Source organism: Microbispora rosea, from assembly GCF_900156315.1.
Classification (GTDB): Bacteria; Actinomycetota; Actinomycetes; order Streptosporangiales; family Streptosporangiaceae; genus Microbispora; species Microbispora rosea.
Window position 1 is genome coordinate 29414 of the sequence record NZ_FTNI01000034.1, and the last position, 16965, is coordinate 46378.

A 16965-nucleotide genomic window follows, 5' to 3' on the forward strand; every position below is an offset into this window, starting at 1 on the left:
AGCCTTACCTAACCTGCGACAACGCGACTTTTCCGCATCCTTTACCTCCCTGGACTGGAATGGCGGCACTCGCCGACGAGAGCGCGCCTCCCGCTCCCTAGACTCGATGCCGTCGACGATTGACCAGGGCGGCCCGCATCCGGCCGGCTCCGGCGGTCGGTGCTGCGAGGGGAGGCCGGTGGGAGTGCCGGGGGTTGACAGCACGTTCGAGAGCACGCTCGGCAGCGCGGGCGACGCCGCGCCGGCGGTAGAGATCGACGGGCTGGTCAAGCGCTACGGCGGCACCACGGCCGTCGACGGGCTGACCCTCACCTGCGCGCGGGGCGCCGTCACGGCGATCCTCGGGCCCAACGGCGCGGGCAAGACCTCGACGATCGAGATCTGCGAGGGCTTCCGGCGGCCGGACGGCGGGACCGTGCGCGTGCTCGGCCTGGACCCGGCCGACCCCGCCCTGAAGCCGCGCCTGGGGATCATGCCGCAGACGGGAGGGGTGCCTCCCGCCGCCCGCGCGGGCGAGTGGCTGCGGGTGGTCTCCCGGTTCTACGCCCACCCGCTCGACCCCGACTCCCTGCTCGGCCTGCTCGGTCTGACCGACCACACGCGCACGCCGTACCGGCGGCTGTCGGGCGGCCAGCAGCAGCGCCTGTCGCTCGCGGCCGCGGTGATCGGGCGGCCGGAACTGGTCTTCCTCGACGAGCCGACCGCCGGTCTCGACCCGCAGGCGCGGCACGCCTGCTGGGACCTGGTCGCCGCGCTGCGCGCCGCCGGGGTCTCGGTGGTGCTCACGACCCACCAGATGGACGAGGCCGAGAAGCTCTCCGACCACGTGGTGGTCATCGACCACGGCCGGGTGGTGGCCGAGGGCACGCCCGAGTCGCTGACCGGCGCCGAGCGCCAGCTCAGGTTCCGTGCCCGCCCGGGGCTCGACCTGGAGGAACTGCTGGCCGCGCTGCCGCCGGGCAGCGCCGCCAAGGAGTCGCCCTCGGGGCACTACATCATCGAGGGGCAGGTCGGCCCGCAGCTGCTCGCCACCGTCACGGCCTGGTGCGCCACCGAGGGCGTCACCACCGAGGACCTGCGCATCGAGCGGCGCACGCTGGAGGACGTCTTCCTCGAACTGACCGGCAGGGAGCTGCGGTGACCACGATCGCCACGCTGGACCTCACGCCGCGGCCCGGGGCCGCGCCGCTGCACCGGATGGTCCTCGCCCAGGCGGGCGCGGAGATCCGGGCCATGCTGCGCAACGGCGAGCAGCTCCTGCTCACGATGATCATCCCGATCCTGCTGCTCGTCGGTTTCTCCACGGCCCCGCTGGTGGACGTCGGCGGCGGCGCGCGCGTCGACTTCGTCGCCCCCGGCATCCTCGCGCTCGCGGTCATGTCGACCGCGTTCACCGGGCAGGCGATCGCCACCGGCTTCGAGCGCAGGTACGGCGTGCTGAAGCGCCTGGGCGCGACCCCGCTGTCACGGACCGGGCTGCTGCTGGCCAAGACCGTCGCGGTCGTCGCCGTGGAGGTGCTGCAGGTCGTAGTGATCGTCGCGGTGGCGCTGGCGCTCGGCTGGTCGCCGCACGGCGACCCGCTGTGGGGCGTGCCGCTCCTCCTGCTGGGCACGGCGGCCTTCAGCGGCCTCGGCCTGCTCATGGCCGGCACGCTGCGGGCGGAGGCCACGCTGGCCGGCGCCAACCTCGTCTACCTGGTGCTGCTCGGGCTCGGCGGCGTGCTGTTCCCGCTGGACCGGTTCCCGGCCGGGGTGCAACACGTGCTCGGGCTGCTGCCGATCAGCGCGCTCACCTCCGGGCTGCGGACCGCCCTGAGCACCGGCGGCTTCCCCGGCGGCGCGCTGCTCGTGCTGCTGTGCTGGACGGTGGCCGCGCTCGCCCTTGCCGCCCGCACGTTCCGCTGGGAATGACCCGGGCCCGCGGCGAGTGACACGGGCCCACCGGGAGTGACACGGGCCCGCGGGGAGTGACGACGCCGGGGCCCCTACCTGCGGCCTGACGGCCGGCGCATATGATTGCGGGCGTTTGTCTCTGATCAATGCCTTTTGTGGGGTTGCCGGCATGACCGCTGAATCCCTTCCGGACGCCGAGTCGTATCGCGGGTGGCGGTCGCCGAGCAGGGCGCTGCGGGCCGCCTCCGACGCGATACCGCCCTCGGGGCTGGTGCTGCTGGGAATCCTGTCGGTCCAGGTCGGCGCCGGACTGGCCAAGAACCTGTTCACGCAGCTGTCCCCTTCGGCCGTGGTCTTCCTGCGCATCGCCACCAGCGCCGTCATGCTGCTGGCCGTCGTCCGGCCCAAGGTGCGCGGACTGTCGCGGCGCGACCTCGCCGTCGGCGTCGCGTTCGGGCTCAGCCTCGGCCTGATGAACCTGTCGTTCTACGAGGCCCTCGCCCGGCTGCCGATCGGGATCACGGTGGCCATCGAGTTCATCGGGCCGCTCACCCTGGCCGTGGTGTCCTCCCGCCGCCGGCTCGACCTGCTGTGGGTGGGACTGGCCGCCGCGGGCGTGATCCTGCTCGCCCCCTGGGGAGACGCGGGGACCGCGAGCTGGATCGGCATCGGGTTCGCGGCGCTGGCGGGGACGTTCTGGGCCGCCTACATCGTGTTCTCCGCGGCCACCGGCGCCCGCTTCCCCGGCGCTAGCGGGCTGTCGTTCGCCATGATCGTGTCCACGATCGTCGTCGCGCCCATCGGGGTCACCGCGGGCGGGAGCGATCTGCTGCGGCCCGAGATCCTGCTGGTCGGCGCGGGGGTGGGCCTGCTCTCCTCCGTCATCCCCTACTCGCTGGAACTCGAGGCCCTGCGCCGGATGCCCAAGCGGGTCTTCGGCATCCTGATGAGCCTGGAGCCCGCCGCCGCCGCGCTCGTCGGCCTCTTCGTCCTACACGAGGTGCTCCAGGTCCGCGAGTGGGCGGCCATCGGCTGCGTGGTCGTCGCCTCGATCGGCGCCACCCGGGCGGGCGACGGCTGAGCCGCGCCGCTCAGGCCGGGGGCGGGTCGGCCGACCAGATCGCGCGCACGTGCTGGAGATGGTGGTTCATCAGGCGCTCGGCCGCGTGGGCGTCGCCGCGTACGAGGGCGTCGAGGAGATCGAGGTGCTCGCGCGCCGAGGACGCCAGCATCTGCGCGTCGGGCAGCCCGCGCAGCCCGTAGAGCCGGGCCCGGGCGCGCAGGTCCCTGACCGTCTCGACCAGCCGGGCGTTGCCCGACAACGCCAGCAGCGCGAGGTGGAATCGCTGGTCGGCCGCCACGTAGGCGAGCAGGTCGCCTCGTCCGGCGGCGGAGACGATCTCCTCGGCGATCGGGCGCAGCGCCTCGGCCCGCGCGCCCAGGGACTCTCCGGCGAGCCGGGTCACCGTGGGCACCTCGATCAGCCGCCTGATCTCGATGATCTCGTCGAGGTCGCGCTCGGACACCTCGGCGACCCGGAAGCCCTTGTTGCGCAGGGCCTCGAACAGGCCCTCCTTGGCGAGGTCGAGCATCGCCTCCCGCACCGGTGTGGCCGAGACCCCGAACCTGGCCGCCAGCGCGGGGGCCGAGTAGACGACGCCGGGCCGCATCTCCCCGGCCACCAGCGCGTCGCGCAGCGCCTGCGCCACCTGCTCGCGCAGGTTCTGCCGCGTTCCGGCGCCCGCCGCGCGGAGGTCGTCACGCTCACGGCTCGCCGGTCCGTTCCACGCCCCGCCCATCGACCGGCCACCGCCCTCCTCGGTCCCGCACGGCCGATCGTACCGGCCCTGCCGGGGAAAACGATCAGTGCGTACCCGGACGGGCCCGAGGGAGCGGGGACGGCGCGGGCCTGGCCGGACGGCGCGCGGCCCGGAGAAGGGACCACCCCCATGGCCGCCTACGATGAATTCCGTGAATCCCACGACTGACCGGATCCGCGGCACGCTGCTCGCCCTGTATCGCTCGTTGAGGTTTCCCACGAACGAGTCGATGCGGCGGTGGGCCCTGGCGGCGATCGTGGTCAACGTCGGCATCACCGTCACCGGCGCGGCCGTCCGCGTCACCGGCTCCGGCCTCGGCTGCCCGACCTGGCCGCGCTGCACGCCGGACAGCTTCGTCCCGGCGAGGATCGACACGCACGCGCCGGTGAACATGGCGATCGAGTTCGGCAACCGCCTGCTGTCGTTCCTCGTGCTCGCGGTCGCGGCCGCGTGTGTGATCGCCGCCTGGCAGCTGTCGAGGGGCGAGCGCGGCCGCCCGGTCCTGCTGCGGCTCGCGCTGGTGCAGCCGGCCGGCGTCCTCGTCCAGGCCCTGTGGGGCGGTGTCGTTGTGCACACGCTGCTCAACCCTGTGACCGTCAGCGTCCACTTCCTGCTGTCCATCGGCATGACCGCCGCCGCCGTCGTGCTGTTCGCCCGGGCGGGCGAGGGTGACGCCCCGGCGGAGCGGCTGGTCCACAGGGACATTCGCACGCTCGCGTACGCGCTGTCCGCGGCGGCCTTCGCGCTGCTGCTGGCCGGAGTGGTGGTGACCGGCACCGGGCCGCACTCGGGGGACGAGGCGGCCTCCCGCTTCGGCTTCGACATCCAGAGCGTGGTGCGGCTGCACACCGACATCGCCTACGTCGTCGTCGGGCTGACGTTCGCCCTGCTGTTCGCCCTGCACGTCTCCGGCGCCCCCGGCCGCGCCCGGCGCGCCGCGATCGTGCTGCTCGGGGTGGAGCTGTCCCAGGGCGTGATCGGGTATGTGCAGTACTTCCTCGCCGTCCCCGCCGCCCTGGTGCTCCTGCACGTGCTGGGCGCCACGCTCGTGTGGGTCTGCGCGCTGCGCGTCGTGTTCTTCATGCGGACCCGGGGTCCCGCGCCCGCCCCCGCCCACGAGCAGCCGGAGCTCCACCACGCGGGGGTGTGACCCGAGGTGGAGGGGCTATCCCCCGGGGGCGTCCTGTCCCGGGTCGTCCGCCCCTGGACCTGGTCGCGTACGGCACTGCGCCGGGGTTTCCAGGGCCTGGTGGCCCTGAGCGTGCTGCCGCTGGTGCCGATGACCTGGGCCTGGCTGACGAGCTCCGCCCACCGGGTGACCGCCGAGCCGGGCACGAACTGGACCGCCGAGGTGCCCGCGATGCCGGCCGCGCTCGTGCTGGGCGCGGGCGTCTGGAACGGGAAGCCCAGTGCGATGCTGGGCGCCCGGCTCGACATCGCCACCGAGCTGTACCGCACGGGCAAGGTGCGGGCCCTGCTGCTGTCCGGCGACAACAGCCGCAGGGACTACGACGAGCCCTCGATCATGCGTGACTACCTGATCGCGCACGGCGTCCCGGCCGGGAAGATCGTGCTCGACTACGCCGGGTTCGACACGTGGGACTCCTGCGTGCGGGCCAAGGAGATCTTCGGCGCGTCCCGTCTCGTCGTCGTGACCCAGGTGTTCCACCTCCCCCGGGCCGTCGCGCTGTGCCGTGCGGCGGGGCTGGACGCGTTCGGCGTCGGCGACGACTCCAGCCACGACTGGCCGGTGGAGACGCTGGCCTACGCCGTCAGGGAGTTCCCCGCCTGTGCCAAGGCCCTGGTGGACAGCCTGGTCCTGCACTCCTCGCCGCGTTTCCTCGGCCGCCGCGAGACCGCGCTCGACCGCGCGCTGACCGGCTGAGCGCACGAGCCCGGCGCGTGGCGCGTGACGGGCGGGGCGGCGCGCGGAGCGGCAGGCGGCGTGACGGCGAGGCGGCGAGCGTGACGAGCCGGGCGGCGAAACTTTCATCGGGCCACACGCCCTGAACTGGGCGGACGTGACGGGCGGAGGCGCGTCTACTGGCCGGTGACGGCCCCGCGCGTTAGGGTCCGGCCACGTGGGAGCGCTCCCACCATCCCCCGAGGGAGGTGAGGCCACACCCACAGTGGCTATCGCACCGCGGGTACGAGCGGATCCTCCTCCGCCCACCCATCGCGCAACGCCCGGGGAGCCGCCGTGACGGCTTCCCGGGCGTCTCCCGCGGACTCCGGCGCCGGGCCGTGCCGCGCGGGATCAGGCCCCGCTCAGCCGCAGCTGATGTCGCTGATCGACGGTGTGGCCGGCCCACTGCCGAGGAACCCGGCCGTTGCCGAGGCCCCCGGGGCCAGCGAGGAGTTCCACTCCGGGGCGTGGATCATCGCGAACGGCCCGCTCTGCATGGACGTGCCGTTCCACGCCTGCGTGATCGTCGCGCCGTTCGACATCTGCCACTGCACGTACCAGCCGTTGAGCGGTCCCGTGCCGGTGTTCTTGATGGTGACCTCGCCCTGGAAGCCGCCCTGCCAGGTGTTGGTCAGCTTCACCGTGGCCGTGCAGGCCGGGTTTCCGGCCGTCGGGGAGGCCGAGGGGCTGGGCGACGGGCTCGGCGACGGGCTCCTGGTGGGTGAGGCGCTCGGCGAGGGGCTCGGCGAGACGCCGTCGCGGAGGAAGTTCACGTCCGAGCAGCCGTAGAAGGTCTCCTGGCTGTCCGAGCGGTACCAGACGGCGTAGATGATGTGCCGGCCGCTCTTGTCGGGCAGCTTGCCGGAGAAGCGGTAGGCGCCGTTGCTGACCTCAGGCTCGGGGTCGGCCGTGAGGAACGGCTGCTCCTCCATGTCGTCCCACGTGAGCGGCCGGGTCGGGTTCCAGCCGTCCTTGGTGACGTAGAGCTTGAAGCCACCGGGGTGCGGCACCCATGCGCCGTAGACGAAGTTGTAGGTGCTGTTGGCCTTCAGCGTGGTGGTCGGCCAGTCTGTCCTCGGCGCGTCGTAGGCGGCGTACTTGCTGAAACCGCCGCTGCACAGCTGGCCGTCGGGGATGAAGCCCCGGGTGCGGCCGCCTCCGTCGGAGCGGAGCACGCCGTACCAGTCGTAGAGGGGCTGGGTGCCGCCGGCCGCCACGGCGTCCTTGCATGCGGGGTTGTTGGGGATGATCTGGCCGCCGGTGAGGCCGTCGGTGTAGCACGCGTACGTGCGGCTCGCGGGGGCCTGCAGGGCGCCGTGCGCCTCGGCCGCGGTCTGCGTCAGGACCGCGACGAGGCCGGCGAGCACGGCCGCCACCGCGGCGAGCACGGCGAGTTTTCGCCCGGGCCTCAGGGACAGCGATCTCCAACGCGGGGATTGCGCTGTGGTGCTCATGGCTGGGGGTTCTCCTCATGGTGGGCGGGCACGCCTTCCGGAGAAGGCCGCGCCGTCTCGGGCTGTCGTACGAGAAGAACGCATGCGGCATCGCCGCACGCCCTCCTGGAGCCCACCCATCAAGTGGCCACCGCGCACAGTGATTGAAACACGCACCGGCCGTCCGGGCCAAGCGCCGCCGCGATCTTGCCGCGCGGCGGATCAGCGCCGCGGGTCGCCGAGCCCGGGATCCGGCCCGGCGCCCGGACCGGGGCCCCCCTGCGGCGGGTTCTGCGGCGGCCCTGGTGGCAGCCCGGGTGGCGGACCCTGTGGCGGACCCTGTGGCGGGCCCGGCGGCTGCCCGGGACCGCCCAGCGGGTGCCCGTACCCGGGAGGCGGCCCTTCCGGCGGCGGGCCGTGGCCCGGCCCGCCCGGTTGCCGCCGGTCTCCCGGCCCGCCTGGTCGCTGTCCGTACCAGGGCGGCACGTGAGGACCGCCGCCGGGCCACCGGCCCGGGGGTGGGGCGCCCGGCGCGTACCCCGGCGGGGGCACCCCCCGCGCGGCGTTCGCCTGGTGGCGTTCCGGCAGCGGGAACGACAGCCGGGCGTAGGCCATGAGGTCCGCGAGCGCCCGCTGCTGGGCGCGGAAGGTCTCCTCGTCCACCCCGCCCCTGGCCGCGCGGGCGTGCAGCAGCCCGAGCTCGGTGGAGGCGACCTGATAGTCGATCATCGCCCGTGCCCCGGCCCTGCCGCCGTGGGCCTTGGCCCACACCCTGGCCTGCCGGCGGCGGCGCAGGGACGACAGCATGAAGATGTCGGCCTGGTTGATCAGCCCGTTGCGCTCGTACGGCGGCAGGTAGTGGTGGATCAGGCCGACGATCCGCCGTCTGTCCCGGAAGATCACGATGAGCTCGACGATGAGCAGGATCATCAGCAGCAGGTAGGCGATGGCGAGCCCGCCGAGGCCGCCGAAGGTGGCGAAGCCGTTCCAGAGGCCGTGCAGCAGCATGGCCCCGATCCACCCGATGACGATGACGACGACCCCCACCGCGCCCCCGCGCTGCGCGGCGTACGCGACGGCGATGCCGATCAGCGAGGTGAACAGCGGATGGGCGAACGGCGACAGCACGGCCCGCAGCACGAGCGTGGCGGCCAGCCCCTGCGCGCCGTTCTCCTCCAGCGCGGCCAGGTAGTAGCTGACGTTCTCCGACATGGCGAAGCCGAGCCCGACCATGCTGGCGTAGATGATCCCGTCGGTGGGCCCGTCCAGCTCCTGCCGCCGGAACCACAGCAGCCCGAGCAGGACCAGCCCCTTGGCCGTCTCCTCCACGGGCGGGGCGCCGAAGGTGGCGACGAGGTTGCGCGCGCTGGTCGCGTCCCCGAGCTGATGGGCCACGTAGACGAGGTTGAGCGAGTTGAGCACGCCCGCGAGCAGCACGGCGATGCCCGCGCCCCAGGCGAACGCGAAGATAAGGTTGGTGCGCGGCTCCGGCTCCATGCGGTCGAGGGCGAGCACGCCCGCGAGCAGGAGCGGCACGGGGGCCACCGCGAGCCCGAGCGCGATGAAGAACTGGACCGGCTCGCCGTTGATGATGTCGAAGGAGAACGACACCAGGGCGCAGATTCCGGCGACGACCAGACCCACGATGAGGCCGATGGACGGACGCTCCCTGAGAACGGCGCGGGGGTCGAGGCCTGCCACTGTGCGACTGTAACCGACCACGCCCGCCGCGGTCCTCCTCCGGCCCCAAAAGATCCTCATGCATTCCGTGCCGGGGCAAGTATCTCGCAGGCGCGCCGGTCGTCCCGAACACGTCCCGGTTGCGGGCACAATGGGCGATCATGGATGTCGCACCACGTGACGGGCTCGGACGACGGGGGTTCCTCCGTATCGCGTGCGCCGCCGCCGTCGGCTCGGTGGCCGCATGCGCGCCCGGGTCCCGGGAAGGCTCCACGCCCGCCTCCTCCTCGCCCTCCCCCGCCTCTCCGTCGCCGTCCAGGAAGCCGGTGGCGGAACGGCTGCTGCCCGGCGACCCGGACTGGCGGGTGCGCGAGCGCGGCTCCGACGAGGCGATCGAGGGCTACGGCGACCGCGCGAGCGTGCTGCCCGGGGAGTCGTTCGGGCTGCACGTCTCCACCACCGAGGGCCGCTACCGGGTCACGGCCTACCGGATGGGCTGGTACGGCGGCACGCTCGCCCGCCGGGTGTGGCGCTCGGGGTGGATGAAGGGGCGCGACCAGGGCCGCGGACGGCTCGCCGGCGACACCCGCACCGTACGGGCCCGGTGGCGGCGCTCCCTGACCGTGTCCACGGAGGGCTGGCCGGAGGGGGCCTACCTGCTGCGCCTTGACACCGAGCGCGGCCACCAGCGGTACGTGCCGCTGGTCGTGCGCTCGGCCTCCGGGGCCGGCCGCACGGTCCTCGTGCACGCCACCCCCACCTGGCAGGCGTACAACCGGTGGGGCGGCTACAGCCTCTACTACGGCGAGGACGGCCGCTACGAGAGCCGCTCGCTCGCGGTCAGCTTCGACCGGCCCTACGACAGCACCGGGATGGAGAAGTTCCTCATCCACGAGCGGCCGGTGGTGGCCCTCGCCGAACGGCTCGGCCTGCCCCTGGCGTACACGACGGGCGGCGACCTGGAGGCCGGCGACGACGTGCTCACCGGCGCCTCCGCGGTCATCTTCCTCGGGCACGACGAGTACTGGACGCCCGGGGTGCGCCGCACGGTGACCGAGGCCCGCGACGCCGGCGCCAACCTGGCCTTCCTGGGCGCCAACACCTGCTTCCGCCGCGTCCGGATGGAGGAGGACGGCAAGCTGGTGGTCTGCTACAAGACCGCGGTGGACCGCGACCCGCTGGTCCGCACGCGCCCGTCGCTGGCGACGACCGACTTCCGGGCGGCGCCGAAGGCCGATCCCGAGTCGTCGCTCATCGGGGTCTACTACGACGGCTATCCCGTGGACGCGCCGTTCGTGGTGCACGAGCCCCGCCACTGGATCTTCGCGGGCACCGGCGTGCGCCGCGGCGACGCGTTCCCCCACCTCGTGGGCGTGGAGTACGACCGGGTGAACACGGACGTGCCGACGCCCAGGCCGCTGCAGATCCTCGCCCACTCGCCGGTCACCTGCGTGGGACGGCCCAGCTTCGCCGACGCGGCCTACTACACCGCCCCGAGCGGGGCCGGGGTGTTCGCCTCGGGAACCATGCGGTGGGCCGAGACGCTCATGGCACGCACCCGCGACCTGCCGCGGGCGCACGGGATCGATGCGCGTACGCGGGCCTTCGTCACCGCCACGACGACCAACCTGCTCAAGGGTTTCGCCGAAGGACCCGCCGCCGAGCGCCTGCCCGCCCCCGACGACAACGTCCGCCGCGTCTACCGCGCCTGACGCCGCGGCCCGTCGCGGACGGGCGCCCTCCCCGCCTGCCGTACGGCGTCGCGCGCGCAGGCCCGCCCTTGACTAGTAGATCGACTGGTCGATATAACCCTATAGACCGAACGTTCTATCTCGCTCAGGGAGCCGATGTGCCGCAACTGACCACGGCCGAGGTCATCGACCGCTTCAACCACGCGTTCGTCCACCACGACCCCGCGATTCTCGACGACCTGGTCGCCGAGGACTGCGTGATGGAGGCCGTCCAGCCGGCTCCGGACGGGGAGCGCGTCGAGGGACGCCAGGCGTGCCTGACGTTCTGGCGGACGCTCGCCGGCGACCGCACCACCCAGTTCGGGCCGGAGGACGTCTGGGTCGACGGCGACCGCGCGACGATCACGTGGCGCTACCGCTTCGGCGACGGCCCCGGCGACTCGGTGCGCGGAGTGAACCTCATGCGGGTCCGGGACGGGAGAATCGTCGCGGCCCTCGGCTACAGCAAGACCGGCGCCCCCGTCCCGCTCGCCACCGACTCCGACGCCCGGGCCTGACCATGCGCAGCTACCACCTCGACAGCGGCGCCGGAATCGCGGGTCTGACGATCAGAGACCATCCCGACCCGGTCCCCGGCCCCGGTCAGGTCGTCGTCGCCGTACGCGCGGCGTCTCTGAGCTTCCGGGAACTGATGATCGCCCGCGGCGACTACGTCCTGCCGGTGAAGCCGGACGTGGTCCCGCTGTCCGACGGGGCCGGAGACATCGTGTCGGTCGGGCCCGGGGTCGACCCGCGGCGGATCGGCGAGCGGGTCGCCGCCACCCTCTTCCCCAGCTGGCAGGACGGCCCGTTCGGCATCGAGCACCTGCCGCAGCGAGGCGGCTCGCTGGACGGCATGCTCACGGAACGCGCCGTGGTCGCCGAGGACGCTCTGGTGCCGGTTCCCGGCCACTTGTCCTACGAGGAGGCGGCGACGCTCCCGTGCGCCGCGGTCACCGCCTGGAACGCCGTGACCGGCGCGGACGGTCTGCGTCCGGGCCAGACGGTGGTGACGCAGGGATCGGGCGGGGTGTCGCTGTTCGCCCTGCAGTTCGCCAAGACGCTCGGCGCCCGGGTGATCGCCACCACCAGCGCGCCCGGGAAGGCGGCCCGCCTGCTCGATCTCGGCGCGGACGATGTCATCGACTACCGTGCCGTCCCCGACTGGCCGGCGAGGGTGCGGGAACTCACCGGCGGGCGGGGCGCCGACCGCGTCATCGACGTGGCCGGCCTGCTGGAACAGTCCCTCAAGGCGGTGGCGATGGCAGGCCACGTCGCGTGCGTGGGCTTCGTCTCCGACACCGCGCCCCCGGTCGACACGCGCACGCTCTTCGCCTCCGGCGCCACCGTGCGCGCCGTCGCGGTCGGCAGCCGCGCCCAGTTCCTCGCCATGAACCGAGCCATCGAGGTCAACGGCCTTCGCCCGGTCATCGACCGCGCGTTCCCCTTCGACCAGGCTCGCGACGCCTATGACCGTTACGCCTCGGGCAAGGCGTTCGGCAAGGTCGTCATCACCATCTGACCTCGGCGCGGACGTCAGCGGCACCCTGGTGGCGACCGCACCGGATCAGCGCGAAGAGAGGTCCGTCCGGGCTCCCCCGGGCGGGGCCTCTCCTGGTTCACGAGGGCGCCGCGGCTCGTGCGGCGATGTGTTCAAGCCGACCGGAAGCGTCGCGGCACCGCTGCACCTACTCCCCTGATCCGTACGCCGCCCCGGCACCGGCCGGGTCGTGGGCGTACGCGCGGCCGTAGCCAGGGGTGACGTCCACGGGGGACGCCCGCGACGCCCTCCGCGCCACCGTTGGGCCTCTCTTCGAAGACGACGAGAGGTGCGGAATGGAGACGTTGCGACGCCTGGCCGGTCTGCCCGCGGGACGGATCGGCAAGTGCGTGGTGATCGCCGCCTGGCTGGTGGTGCTCGCCCCCCGGCGCGCTGGCCGCGGGGATCGGGCAGGTGCAGGACAACGACGAGACCAGCTGGATGCCATCGGGGGCCCAGTCGACCCCGGGCCGTGGAACTCGCCCGGCGGGAGTTCCCCCGTATAGGAGTGTAGCCCCACGCACGAGGTTCGTCCGGGGCTTTCGAGTGTGCTCAGGGGCAGAGAATCATCCGGGACGCACGACAATCCGAAGTCGATGTTCTTCTCGATGCCGTCGAGGTGTTAAACCATCGCGATCTGGGCGGCGAGCATGCCGATCTGGAGGCGGAGCTCGGGGGGCGTGTGGTCGTTGAGCTGTACGCGCACCGCAGCGAGCTTTTCCCGGGCGATCCTGACACTGGTGTCCGCCATGGGGGTTACCTGCTCCCCTTCTCCGATGGGATCAGCACCTTGTCGAGGAACTCATCGAGGGTGTCTTCGTCGAGGTTGCCGTCCACGGCCAGCGCCGTTTCGATCGATCGCTTGCCGCCTCGCGGGAGCTTGTACCGCGCAGGCCGGGCGGGTGGGGTGGGCTGCGGCGAACTGCTCGATGCGGTTGGTGATGATGCCGGCGACGGCGTGCGCATGGGCGCGGCCATCGCATCGGGCCTACAGCAGGCGGCGGGGGCCGACAGCCTGAAATGCCTCCACCAGGGCATGAACGGCGGCACGCCGGTCGGTGCGCCGGCACGCGACGTAGTAGACCAGGGGCGCAGCGCCGGTCAGCGTCACCGACCGCAGGCTAGACCCTAAGAGTGGAGCGATGTGCGCGACCGCGGCGATCACGGCCTTGCCCTCGACGATGCGCCGCAAGACGCCTATGACATCCTCGGACTCGACCTCGACCAGGCGCGCCTCGCGGCGGGACCGCACGTCTGCGAGCCAGAACTGGTTCATCCACTCCTCGGCGACGGCCGGGATATACAACATTGGCTGTTCGATAAAGTCCTCCACCTTCATCGTTCCGGCGTCGGCGAGGGGATGCCGGGCGGCGACCACGCCGATGCGAGCGCTCGTGATGGTCAGGGGGAACGACTCCACGGCGGGATGGTGGATGGGCGCTATGTTCCACAGCACGTCCACCCCATGCTCGGGCAGGCAGCGAGTTAGCTCGGAAAAGGGAACGTCCTGAAGCACCAGCCGGGTCTCGGGGAAGCTACGGCGGACGTGCCGTGCGATGCGGGTCATGTCGAATTGCCCAAGGATCGCGCCGCCGCCGGCGGGCATACCGACCCGCAGCGTGTAGCGGGCGGGTGCCGCCCGGGCACTCTCACGGGCGGCGACGGCCTGAGCCATCAAGGGTTCGGCGGCGATCGCGAACCGTCGGCCTGCGGACGTAACGGCGAGCACACCCGTAGAGTCCCGCTCGACGAGGGGGACACCGAGTTGTCGTTCCAGACGTTGGACCCGCTTCGTCAACGCAGATGAGCTCATGTGCAGCCGCACGGCCGCACGCCCATAGTGCATCTCCTCCACGAGGACCAAGAAGTTGGCGACCAAACCCAGATCTAGGTCCATACGCCGCATTGTGCTTGAACCCGGCGACCGATCCAAGATGCCGGATTAGGGACATCGATCAGCGGTCGCTGCCGAAGTCTCCGGCACTGTCAAGACCCGATTCCGCATTGGAACGAGGGCGTGTCACACCCCACCAATGCGCGTAGAAATTCACCCAATACGGCATTGATCCAGACGCGCCCGCGCGCATTGGTCCGAAAGCAAGGTCGGTAGGGGAGATGGCGAAAACGACAAGGCGTCGTAGCGGCCGGCGCGCGGACGTACTCCTCTGACCTCGTCTCGAACTCGCCGTTGAGGGATAGGACCGTCGCAGCTAGCGTCCATTCCGTGTGGCCGCAGTTGTGACAATTCAGCGAAGGTCCACACAAGGAGGCTTAAATGGCCATACGCACTGGACGTCGAACACTGTCCATGCTGGGGACGCTCATCGCGATGGCAGGTGCGGCATTCGTCGCCGCTTCGGGCACAGCCGAGAGCGCCACGCCAGGCCCGGCCGCCGTGTACAGCGGATGGAAGAACAACTTCTCGACTGGGAAGACCGCGCCCGGCCAGCAGAAGCAGGTCGCCAGGCTCTTTCTACCAGCGGGCAGCTACACCGTGTTCGCCAAGCTCAATCTGGAGCCGCCAGTTACCGAAGGCTACCCCGCGATCGTTAAGTGCTACCTTCGGGCTGGAGACGACAACGATTACGCTGTCGCCACCCAGGATCCGGTCCTTGCGTCGGTTCCCATGTCCTTGAACGTCGTGCACACCTTCACGGCAGGCGGCCAAGTGCTACTGAGCTGCGGAAGCCTTATTTCGTCAGCCACCACAGAGCTGAGCATGATCAAGATTACGGCCATCCAGGCATCCTCGCTTTCGAACAAACTCCTGCCGTAGCCTGCTCGACTCAGCTGTGCGACATCCCGTGAATTCCTCTGGCCCCCTGCCGGGGGCCCAGAGCCTGCCCTGGGGTTCTCCCTTGTTGCCCGCTGGGTCAGCTTGTGACGTAACTTGGTGCCGCTTCGCAACCGCCGGCTCCCTCCCCCTGATGCCGTGCCAGCGACTCTGTCCAGTCGTCCGCCTCGTCGGTCCGGGAGATCAAGAAGACAGGGATGTCGGGGCAGTCGCCACGTCCCCGATCGCCCCTGCTGCTGCTCGGCTGCGCCCTGCTCTCGTCCGGCGCCGCTCTCGGCCTGTCCGCGCTGCTGTTCCACGCCCTCGGATTCGCCCGCACCGACCAGACGGTGCTCACGCTCGGGTTCCTGTTCCTGGTGGCGCTGGGCGTGGACTACGCGATCTTCCTCATGGCCCGGGTCAGGCAGGTGTCCGCGCGTCGTGCTCGCCGGGACGTTCATGGTGCTGACCATCACCCCGGTGGTCCTCAACATCCAGTTCGGCCTGCTGGTCGCGCTCGGCGTGCTCGTCGACGCGTTCGCGGTGCGCACGGTCCTGGTCCCCGCCCTGGCGCTCGACATCGGCCCCGCGACCTGTGGCCCGCCCGTCCCACGCCCGCGCCGCGGCCGTGTCACCCCTCGGGATCGGCAGCCCGCCATGGTAGGCGAACACGACGAGCTGGGGCCGGTCCCGCACGCCTAGCTTCGGAAGAAGCCCGAAGCACCCGCCCGAAACCGGCGCGAGGAGCCACAGCACGGCCGGCGCGGGCACGCCCATCTCCGGCGCGTCCGGCACCGCCGTCAGGGACGAGAACGACAGGTAGGCGGGGGTCACCGCCGCCAGCGCCGCCGCGGACACCCGTTCCGGGCGCCAGGCGGCGGCGGAGTACACAGCCACCCACGTCAGTGCGAGCACCGGGGCGTACGGATAACCCCGGGCCAGGAAGGCGATCGTGGCCGCGAAGGTGACCGTGAGGCCCACGAGCGGCCACGCCGCCACCCGTTCCATGGCTCGAACGTGCGCAAGAGTGCGCCGGGTGGCATCAGCGCTGCGACCTGTCCCATGGACACACCGGCCGTAGCCGTCTTCCGGCCGAGCCGGTGGCGGACCGGCTCAGGCGACCAGGGAGTCGATCGCGACGGCGAGGAACAGCAGCGCCAGGTAGATGTTCGACCAGTGGAAGAACCGCATCGGGCGCAGGTCGACGCCGGTCTTGCCGGCGTTCACCCGGCCGAGCAGGCGGTAGACCTCCACCAGGCAGACCGCGCCGAGCACGAGCGCCGCGGCCGGGTAGATCAGGGAGGTGCCGGCGATCGGCCACAGCAGCAGCGAGCAGAGCACGGTGGCCCAGGTGTAGGCGACGACCTGCCGGACGACCCGGCGCTCGGTGGCGACCACCGGCAGCATGGGCACTTCGGCCGCCGCGTAGTCCTCGCGGTAGCGCATGGCGAGCGTCCAGGTGTGCGGCGGCGTCCAGAAGAACACGACGCCGAACAGCACGACCGGGGCCCACGACAGCCCGCCGGTGATGCCGGCCCAGCCGATCAGCACCGGCATGCAGCCGGCGATGCCGCCCCACACGATGTTCTGCGACGTACGCCGCTTGAGCACCAGCGAGTACACGAAGACGTAGAACAGGATCGCGCCCAGCGACAGCACAGCCGCCAAGCCGTTGACCGTGAGCGCGAGCCCGAGCGTCGAAAGAGTGCCGAGAATCACACCGAAAATCAGCGCGCCCATCGGCGACACGTCGTGCTTGGCGAGCGGACGCCTGCGGGTGCGCCGCATCGTCCGGTCGATGTCCCGGTCGATGTAGCAGTTCAGGACGTTCGCGCTGCCCGCCGACAGCGTGCCGAACACCATGGTGGCGGTCGCGGTCCACAGGTCGGGCAGGCCGTGCGCCGCGAGGAACATGACCGGCAGGGTCGTGATCAGCAGCAGCTCGATGATCCGCGGCTTGGTGAGCGCCACGTAGGCCTTCACGAGCGCCCCGATAGAGCGGGGGGCCGTGGCCGTCGCGGCGGACCCGAGGGGGGTCACCGTCTGCTTGTTCGTCAGGACCGTCAAGGCGCTTCCAACACGTGCGGGGTCAACGCGTAACCTCTGATTAGGGCGGATCTCCGGGCAGCCTGTCTCCGGGCGGCAGCCGGCACTTGCGAAATCACTGTAGTCGCCACCGCAGGTGGTCCC

The 16965-nt window shown here is 71.7% G+C and carries 16 protein-coding genes and 1 pseudogene; 10 read left to right on the forward strand and 7 right to left on the reverse strand.

Translation table 11 applies throughout. The features are described 5' to 3' along the window. Window positions 1-184 precede the first annotated feature (184 nt). From BXA11_RS34730 to BXA11_RS34740, 3 genes are all read left to right on the forward strand, one after another. The gene (locus BXA11_RS34730) at window positions 185-1141 is read left to right on the forward strand and encodes an ABC transporter ATP-binding protein (RefSeq protein WP_076441422.1); all 957 of its coding nucleotides are present in this window, start codon (window positions 185-187) and stop codon (window positions 1139-1141) included. Window positions 1142-1197: 56 nt separating this feature from the next. Continuing rightward, a complete protein-coding gene (locus BXA11_RS34735; RefSeq protein WP_083744801.1) occupies window positions 1198-1911 on the forward strand; it encodes an ABC transporter permease in 714 nt (237 codons plus the stop codon). Window positions 1912-2062: 151 nt separating this feature from the next. Beyond that, entirely contained in the window at window positions 2063-2974 is a 912-nt protein-coding gene (locus tag BXA11_RS34740) for an EamA family transporter (RefSeq protein WP_076441424.1), read from the forward strand. 10 nt (window positions 2975-2984) lie between these two features. Here BXA11_RS34740 and BXA11_RS34745 read toward each other — a convergent pair whose 3' ends face one another. Continuing rightward, window positions 2985-3692, reverse strand: coding sequence for a GntR family transcriptional regulator (locus tag BXA11_RS34745; RefSeq protein ID WP_076441426.1), 708 nt, complete (start codon window positions 3690-3692; stop codon window positions 2985-2987). Between the two features lie 163 nt (window positions 3693-3855). Between BXA11_RS34745 and BXA11_RS34750 the strand changes: the two genes are divergently transcribed. After that, window positions 3856-4863, forward strand: a complete 1008-nt coding sequence (locus tag BXA11_RS34750) for a COX15/CtaA family protein (protein ID WP_076441428.1) — start codon at window positions 3856-3858, stop codon at window positions 4861-4863. 6 nt (window positions 4864-4869) lie between these two features. Further along, the gene (locus BXA11_RS34755; RefSeq protein ID WP_239104980.1) at window positions 4870-5598 is read left to right on the forward strand and encodes a SanA/YdcF family protein; all 729 of its coding nucleotides are present in this window, start codon (window positions 4870-4872) and stop codon (window positions 5596-5598) included. A gap of 383 nt (window positions 5599-5981) precedes the next feature. Here BXA11_RS34755 and BXA11_RS34760 read toward each other — a convergent pair whose 3' ends face one another. Next, entirely contained in the window at window positions 5982-7073 is a 1092-nt protein-coding gene (locus tag BXA11_RS34760) for a lytic polysaccharide monooxygenase auxiliary activity family 9 protein (protein WP_083744794.1), read from the reverse strand. 201 nt (window positions 7074-7274) lie between these two features. Next, the gene (locus BXA11_RS34765; protein ID WP_204053649.1) at window positions 7275-8753 is read right to left on the reverse strand and encodes a PrsW family intramembrane metalloprotease; all 1479 of its coding nucleotides are present in this window, start codon (window positions 8751-8753) and stop codon (window positions 7275-7277) included. Between the two features lie 140 nt (window positions 8754-8893). Between BXA11_RS34765 and BXA11_RS34770 the strand changes: the two genes are divergently transcribed. The 3 genes from BXA11_RS34770 (at window position 8894) to BXA11_RS34780 (ending at window position 11984) form a co-directional block, all read left to right on the forward strand. Next, window positions 8894-10444: a N,N-dimethylformamidase beta subunit family domain-containing protein gene (locus BXA11_RS34770; protein ID WP_204053648.1), complete on the forward strand. Its 1551-nt coding sequence runs from the start codon at window positions 8894-8896 to the stop codon at window positions 10442-10444. A 137-nt stretch (window positions 10445-10581) separates the two neighbouring features. Beyond that, the gene (locus tag BXA11_RS34775) at window positions 10582-10980 is read left to right on the forward strand and encodes a nuclear transport factor 2 family protein (protein ID WP_076441430.1); all 399 of its coding nucleotides are present in this window, start codon (window positions 10582-10584) and stop codon (window positions 10978-10980) included. Window positions 10981-10982: 2 nt separating this feature from the next. Then, complete coding sequence (locus BXA11_RS34780; protein ID WP_076441432.1) at window positions 10983-11984, forward strand: zinc-dependent alcohol dehydrogenase family protein; 1002 nt, start codon at window positions 10983-10985, stop codon at window positions 11982-11984. A gap of 640 nt (window positions 11985-12624) precedes the next feature. On the opposite strand, the gene BXA11_RS45545 is transcribed toward BXA11_RS34780, so the two are convergent. The 3 genes from BXA11_RS45545 to BXA11_RS34785 are packed head-to-tail and all read right to left on the reverse strand — an operon-like array spanning window position 12625 to window position 13899. Continuing rightward, complete coding sequence (locus tag BXA11_RS45545) at window positions 12625-12753, reverse strand: hypothetical protein (protein WP_275409700.1); 129 nt, start codon at window positions 12751-12753, stop codon at window positions 12625-12627. Window positions 12754-12758: 5 nt separating this feature from the next. Continuing rightward, window positions 12759-12980, reverse strand: a complete 222-nt coding sequence (locus BXA11_RS42675) for a hypothetical protein (protein WP_143734695.1) — start codon at window positions 12978-12980, stop codon at window positions 12759-12761. A gap of 10 nt (window positions 12981-12990) precedes the next feature. Continuing rightward, window positions 12991-13899, reverse strand: a complete 909-nt coding sequence (locus BXA11_RS34785; RefSeq protein WP_076441434.1) for a LysR family transcriptional regulator — start codon at window positions 13897-13899, stop codon at window positions 12991-12993. 378 nt (window positions 13900-14277) lie between these two features. On the opposite strand from BXA11_RS34785, the gene BXA11_RS34790 reads away from it, so the two are divergent. Continuing rightward, complete coding sequence (locus BXA11_RS34790) at window positions 14278-14778, forward strand: hypothetical protein (RefSeq protein WP_143734696.1); 501 nt, start codon at window positions 14278-14280, stop codon at window positions 14776-14778. 215 nt (window positions 14779-14993) lie between these two features. Next, window positions 14994-15477: pseudogene (locus tag BXA11_RS45855) on the forward strand (MMPL family transporter). Window positions 15478-15888: 411 nt separating this feature from the next. Here BXA11_RS45855 and BXA11_RS34805 read toward each other — a convergent pair. Next, window positions 15889-16842 carry a heme o synthase gene (locus tag BXA11_RS34805; protein ID WP_030507307.1) on the reverse strand — a complete coding sequence of 318 codons (954 nt, stop codon included), beginning with the start codon at window positions 16840-16842 and terminating at the stop codon, window positions 15889-15891. Between the last annotated feature and the right edge of the window lie 123 nt (window positions 16843-16965).